This window comes from Psychrobacter sp. A3 (assembly GCF_028823565.1).
In the GTDB taxonomy this organism is placed as follows: domain Bacteria; phylum Pseudomonadota; class Gammaproteobacteria; order Pseudomonadales; family Moraxellaceae; genus Psychrobacter; species Psychrobacter celer.
Window position 1 is genome coordinate 21,855 of record NZ_JAPEHS010000032.1, and the last position, 6,750, is coordinate 28,604.

Annotated in this window: 4 protein-coding genes and 1 tRNA gene; 2 read left to right on the forward strand and 3 right to left on the reverse strand. The window is 48.7% G+C overall.

Translation table 11 applies throughout. The features are described 5' to 3' along the window. The first annotated feature begins 105 nt into the window (after positions 1–105). Positions 106–1,095, forward strand: a complete 990-nt coding sequence (locus tag NK638_RS06495; RefSeq protein WP_274632380.1) for a serine/threonine-protein kinase — start codon at positions 106–108, stop codon at positions 1,093–1,095. Between the two features lie 218 nt (positions 1,096–1,313). Here the strand turns inward: NK638_RS06495 and NK638_RS06500 are convergent. The 3 genes from NK638_RS06500 to NK638_RS06510 all read right to left on the reverse strand — a co-directional run bounded on the left by NK638_RS06500 (position 1,314) and on the right by NK638_RS06510 (position 4,848). Beyond that, positions 1,314–1,398, reverse strand: a tRNA-Leu gene (locus tag NK638_RS06500). A 195-nt stretch (positions 1,399–1,593) separates the two neighbouring features. Continuing rightward, positions 1,594–3,402, reverse strand: coding sequence for a sigma 54-interacting transcriptional regulator (locus tag NK638_RS06505; RefSeq protein ID WP_274632381.1), 1,809 nt, complete (start codon positions 3,400–3,402; stop codon positions 1,594–1,596). A 66-nt stretch (positions 3,403–3,468) separates the two neighbouring features. Continuing rightward, a complete protein-coding gene (locus NK638_RS06510; RefSeq protein ID WP_274632382.1) occupies positions 3,469–4,848 on the reverse strand; it encodes a two-component system sensor histidine kinase NtrB in 1,380 nt (459 codons plus the stop codon). 134 nt (positions 4,849–4,982) lie between these two features. On the opposite strand from NK638_RS06510, the gene rimO reads away from it, so the two are divergent. Next, positions 4,983–6,563, forward strand: a complete 1,581-nt coding sequence (gene rimO / locus NK638_RS06515) for a 30S ribosomal protein S12 methylthiotransferase RimO (RefSeq protein WP_274632383.1) — start codon at positions 4,983–4,985, stop codon at positions 6,561–6,563. Positions 6,564–6,750: the final 187 nt, after the last annotated feature.

Sequence of the window (6,750 nt, forward strand, 5' to 3'; positions counted from 1 at the left end):
ACCAGTAGCATATGATATCAAGTGTGCCAATTTTATGTTGGGTTGGCTATATAAAATGACGATATACAAATACAAAGTAATTCTAAATAAAGGCCTTACTTTAGCATGAAAGACAATGCCAGTAATTCATCGCTAAGACAAGCGAAGACAGCGCCAGTATGGCAGGCTCATGCTCAGCAGGTATTGCCTGTACTGACAAAAGAATTGGTAAAGTTGCAGTATCGTCAGGTATCGCACTTGCGCATCGGCGTGTATGCAGGCGACTATCAGGGCTTGAGCCGTGCCATGCACTCACAGTTTGGCCCAGTGCTACTTAAGTGGCAATTAAGCAAGCATCATTGTCGGCAGAGCGCTCAAGCGGTATCTAGCGGCGTCTTTTATGAGTATGGCGTCATCACCGCGCTGTCTGCTTTAACGCCATATCAGCGCGTGGCACCGCCACTACTGGCGCATCATGAGTTACGTCTGCACATTGCAGCGCCGCCGTCAGCGCTCATCGTTGTGGTGATGCCCTATTATAAAAACGGCAGTCTATCACAGTATCTAAAACGGCTGCTGTCCGCCCGTCAAAAGCATCAGCTTATCATGCAAGCGGCACAAGTAATCACGCAACTGCATCGCGCAGGCTGGCTGCATAATGATATTAAACCCAGTAATATCTTGCTAGATGATTTGTCGCCACCTCATGTTTTGTCAAGTCAGGCAGATGATAGCAGCCTCAAGACTGACTTGTTATTAACTGATTTTGCTTTGGCCACTCGTGTGGAGGCGTCAACCATAGGTCATCTTGCGGGTACACCGGCGTATCTGGCACCTGAGCGCTGGCAAGGACACGGCGCATCGGTGCAGAGCGATATCTATGCGTTTGGGATTATGCTGTATGAGATATTGGTGGGGATGCGGCCGTTGCAGATTGATAAACAAAGTCGTGAGCCGCTCAAGGCATGGGCAGTCCAGCACTGTCAGCAGCCAATTCCAAGGCTACCGCCAGCATACCGCCATTATCAACCCATTATTGATCAAGCATTGGCAAAGCGGGTAGAGAAAAGGTATCAAAGCATGGCGCAGATACTTTTGGCGTTAAGACGTATGTGAGCTTAAAGAGAAGGTCGGTTAGGGAAGAGTATTGACTATAGTATAGATTGGAGCAAACGCTGAGCGCTAAATACTGAAGCTGCTATACTTCGATAATAGCTTCGATGCTTGGCGTTTAGTAGGAGCGTTCTAATTAGCAAGCATAAAAACTAACAGGCACAAAAAAACCTGCATCAAGGCAGGTTTTAATATTTGGCCTAAGATGTACTATCCGAAAATGGTGGGGCTGGAGAGACTCGAACTCTCACACCTTGCGGCGCCAGAACCTAAATCTGGTGCGTCTACCAATTCCGCCACAGCCCCATTTTTGTTACTCTATCATCAAAAGCATATGAACTCAAATGCTATCGAAATAGTTAACTGATTCGGTAGTGCGTCTCAGTGGTTGGCTATTATATAGAGTTTAAATTGTTTGGCAACCCCTATTTGCAATTATTTTTCATATTTTTCATAAGCTAATGATATAAAAGGACTTTTATTTTAAGTTTTTTTAACGTTTTAGTGATATTTATTTTGATCTTGTGCTGGCGTGAGGTTTAGTTGCTGCAATTTGCGTGTCAATGTATTGCGTCCCCAGCCTAGCAGGTGGGCCGCCGCTATTTTTTTGCCACCACTATGGTTGAGGGCGGCGGTGAGTAGTACGCGTTCAAATTCAGGCGTAGCTGTTTGTAGGATGTCGGTTTCGCCGGTCTGTAGCGCCTGCTTTGCCCATGCGGCTAGAGGCTGGTGCCAGTCGGTCTGCGTCGTCATAGGTGGATTGGGGCTAATAGCGCCAGAGTCGATCGAACCTTGGGTATTCATGTCTATCTGCGGCGGGATTTGGGATGAGCGTGCTGCATGAGGTGGCTGTGGCTGCTGTGTTATATCCGCTGGCACACTATCGAGCAGCTCTGGTGGTAAGTCCTCTACCATGACCGTGTCACCGGTGGCCATCACGGTCAGCCACAGGCAGACATTTTCGAGCTGACGCACATTACCGCGCCACTCAAACGCCTGCATGACTTGCAGTGCTGCTGGATGCAGATGTTTTTTGGCAGTATTCATCTGCTCGGCGGCGCGCTGCATAAAGTAGCTGGCGAGGGCAGGGATGTCTTCGCGGCGTGTGCGCAGGGGCGGCAGAGGCAAGCGTATGACGTTAAGGCGATAAAACAAATCTTCTCGGAACTTACCTTGTTTGACCAGTGCTTCTAAGTGTTGATGAGTGGCGGCGATGATACGCACATTGACTTTGACAGGCTGCTGCCCACCAACGCGATAAAACTCGCCATTGGCCAATACTCGCAGCAAACGTGTCTGCGTACTAAAGGGCATGTCACCGATCTCATCCAAAAACAGTGTCCCACCATTGGCCTGCTCAAACCGTCCTTGCCGTGTGGTCGTCGCCCCCGTAAACGCACCTTTTTCGTGACCAAATAGCTCAGATTCGATTAAATCATGCGGAATCGCTGCCATATTTAAGGCAATAAAAGGCTGCTGTCGCCGCGGTGAATGCTGATGCAGGGCGCTGGCGACCAGCTCTTTACCGGTGCCTGACTCGCCTGTGATCAACACTGTGATGGGAGAGTGGGCCAAACGGCCAATCGCGCGAAACACCGTTTGCATCGCTTGTGACTGCCCGATGATGCCACTGGGGTTGTCGGTCGCGGCGGGTGGTGTCGGGGATGTCTCTTTGGCAGCTGGTTTGATCGGCGCGGTGGTTGGTGAGGTTTTGGATGCTTGGTTTGTATGGTCAGTCGGCTCAGTAGGTTTATTGGGCTCGTTGGGCGTCGCATCTGATTTGACAGCGGGTTTTCTGGTGTTTTTTGTCTTAACATCGGTATGGGGCTGATAGTGAATGGCTTTATAAATCGTTGTCACCGCGTCATCTAAATCAAAGGGTTTGGGCAGATATTCAAACGCGCCAGTCTGATAGCTACTGATGGCAGAGCTTAGATCAGAGTGTGCCGTCATAACGACTATGGGCAGCTGAGGGAAATGCTGATGTACCCAGTCGCTAAAGGACAGACCATCCATCATAGGCATACGAATATCAGTCAATATCACATCAGGGAGCTGGTCTGCAGGTGTTTGCTGCTGCAAGATATCATTTAGGCGTGTCCATGCCGCTTGCGCTTGCGTGAAGCTAATCACAGTGAGCCCTGCATCTTCAAAGGTATCGGCCAATATCAGGCGTAGGGCGGCATCATCATCGATAAGCCATAACGTAGCAGCGGCAGGACTGCTGTGCTTGTCCGTTGGAGCAGGTATTGGCTGATCGCTTGAGGGTTGATGGTCATGTAAAGCGCGGTTGTTATTATACTCAGTCATATCTTGGGCCTAGTGGGCGATAACATCAGAGGGTGTATTGGTTGTCATGAGGTTATTATAGGATTGTTATGAGGTGTTTATAGTAAGGTCTGGCTGGCTAAAGGGCAAATACAGGGCAAACTGAGTTTGGCGTGTGTGATGGGTGTTCGATTGGGCGGAGCTGACATCGATCATACCATGATGGCGGCTGATGATATCTTGGACAATAGACAGCCCTAGACCTGTGCCTGCTGCGCGGCTAGTGACCATCGGAAAAAATATCTGGCCGATGAGATCGGCATCTATGCCTGAGCCATTATCGGTGATGGTCACTTGCAAAACTTGTTTGTGCTGCTGGCTGCCGATGGTGTGCTGAAAGACCACTCGTGTTTGTAGATGCAGTATGGGCTGATAAGTAGAATTGCTATCCATTTGCATGGTAGTTTGTGGTGTTTCTTGAGACTCTGAGATTTTATGCTGTTGTAGCGTTTGCTCAAGCTCGGTCATCGACTCACAGGCATTATTAATGAGGTTCAAAAATACTTGAATCAACTGGTCTTTATCAGCGCAGAGCTCAGGCAGTGATAAATCATAATCACGCTGTAGCGTCACCTGTGGATATTGGTTGACGATTAGGGATAAGACATGCTCTAGTGGCTCATGAATATTCAGCATTTGCCAGTTTGGTAACTGATTGGAGCCAAGAAGCTGACCGATAAGCTGCGTCAGACGGTCGGTCTCTGCGATGATGATATCGGTGTAGCTGCGCAGTTTTGCCGCGTTTTTTTGTTTGTCAGGAGGGGGGCTGGCAGCACTTTGCTGAGTGTGCGCTGCATCAGCCAAAAAACCGCCTTCACTAAACTTGATAAATTGCCGCTGCAACAATTGCGCCGCCCCGCGAATACCGGCCAATGGGTTTTTTATTTCGTGAGCGACTGAGCGTAGCATCTGACGCGCGACGTTATATTGCTGCTGCTGGCGCTGCTCCTCTGAGATACGGCTTTGGCGATCCTTGCCCCACATCTCAATGATAAAACCATGCTGCTGCTCATCAATGACCGGCGTCACGCTATAGTCGATCAGCAGCGCTGTATGATTGTTCAATTGTGTGCTTACAAGATGATCATGATCAATAAATGGCTGTTGATACACTCTGGCTTGCCGAAAGCGCTCGCCCAAGGAGCAAGAGGCATCCTTTGTTTTTTTAGAATTGTGAGTATCGCTATGGCTTTTGAGATGCTCTTTGGGATGGTCTTTGAAAGTCGATGTTGAAGTTTTTGGGGTGAGCAGCGCCAAGATAGATTGCCCCAGTAGGCGGCCACTACTGGTCGCCAGCAGTTGCTCTGCTTGAGCATTTAGCCAAGTAATGGTCAGATCTTCATCGACCCACAAGATAGCCGTAAACAAATGCTGAGCCATAAAGGCAAAATTGGGGGCAGGTTTTGTCACTACTATATCAGCTGTCATGAAGTACGCCTAACATAAAAAAGAAATCTACCAATATTTAATCATAAATCAACACTATAGAGCGGCAAAACTGGTGATTATCATAAAAAAAACGTACAATGCGCACAGCCAATTTATCTCAAGCAAGGTCAGCCATGCCCAACACCTCTACCGAGTCGGTAAATACGACGATATCTTCACAGCCAGCTTCTACTGCTCCAAAAAACACAGCCACTATCTTTAATCCTGCTAAGCCTGCGCAAAAGCAGTCAACGAGTCAGGCAGACGGCACTCAGCCCTATCACCACAAAGCCAATCACAATCAAAACCGCAGTATCGCGCAAAGTGGCGATGCCACAGTAGCCCGTACAGCTGCGAGCGATGCGCCAGTTCAAGCCGCGCCAAAGATCGGTTTTGTGTCGCTTGGTTGCCCAAAGGCACTGGTCGATAGCGAGCGGATCATCACAGAGCTTAGCCGCGATGGTTATCAGGTCGCAAGTGACTACGATGGCGCAGATTTGGTGGTGGTTAACACCTGCGGTTTTATTGAGTCAGCGGTACAAGAGTCGCTCGACGCCATCGGAGAAGCCATCAGCAAAAACGGTAAGGTCATCGTTACTGGCTGCTTAGGAAAAGAAGCGGATAAAATCCGTGAGATGCATCCAGCGGTGCTATCGGTTACAGGCGCACATGCTTATGATGAGGTCATCACTGCCGTCTCGCAGCATGTGCCCAAACCCAAGCGCGACGTAGATAGCCATTACGATCCAAAAATAGATCTGATCAATGAAGCGGGTATTAAGCTGACCCCAAGCCATTATGCTTATCTAAAGATATCAGAAGGCTGTAATCACCGTTGCACCTTTTGCATCATTCCAAGCTTGCGCGGTGACTTAGTCTCGCGTCCGATTGATAATGTCATGAACGAAGCACTGGCGCTCAAAAACGCTGGCGTAAAAGAATTGCTAATTATCTCGCAAGACACGTCAGCCTATGGGCTCGATCTGAAGTACAAAACCAGCTTTTGGAATGGCATGCCGCTCAAATCCAAGTTTTATGATTTATGCCAAGCACTAAATGACTTGGGTATCTGGGTGCGCCTGCATTATGTCTATCCGTATCCGCACGTAGATAAAGTCGTCGAGCTGATGGGCGAAAAAAAGCTACTGCCGTATTTAGACATTCCGTTTCAGCATGCCAGTCACCGCATCCTAAAGGCCATGAAGCGTCCAGCGCATAGCGAAAACACCTTGGCACGTATTAAAGCGTGGCGTGAGATTTGTCCTGATATCGTCATTCGCTCAACCTTCGTCGTCGGCTTCCCTGGCGAGACCGAAGAAGACTTTCAATGTCTGCTCGATTGGCTCGTCGAGGCACGCCTTGACCGCGTCGGTGCCTTTACCTATTCAGAAGTCGAAGGCGCGGTAGCCAATGACTTGCCAGGTCATGTGCCTGAAGAAGTGAAGCAATCTCGCTATGAGCGCTTGATGACGCTACAACAAGACATCTCAGCACAAAAGCTGCAAGAGAAAGTCGGTAAAACCTTGACGGTATTGGTCGATGAGATTGATGGTGCTGAGGGCATTGCGATTTGTCGGAGTTACGCCGATGCCCCAGAGATCGATGGTCATGTTTATGTTGATGACATCAGCGCGCAAGTCAAGGTTGGTCAGTTTTTGACCGTCACCATTGACGAGGCCAGCGAGTACGATTTATTTGCCAGCTATCAAGGCTAGGGCGTGTCCTGATTTTAAAAATGGCGATAAAAATGAGATAAATCGCCGTCAAACAAGGAAAGTAGCGCAGATAATATCGAGATATTCGTCAGCTATTTGACAGCGTTTGACCAGATTTGGCCATTTTTAGCTCATTTAGATGGCTATCGATTGAATTGAGGACACGCCCTAAGCCATCACTATGATA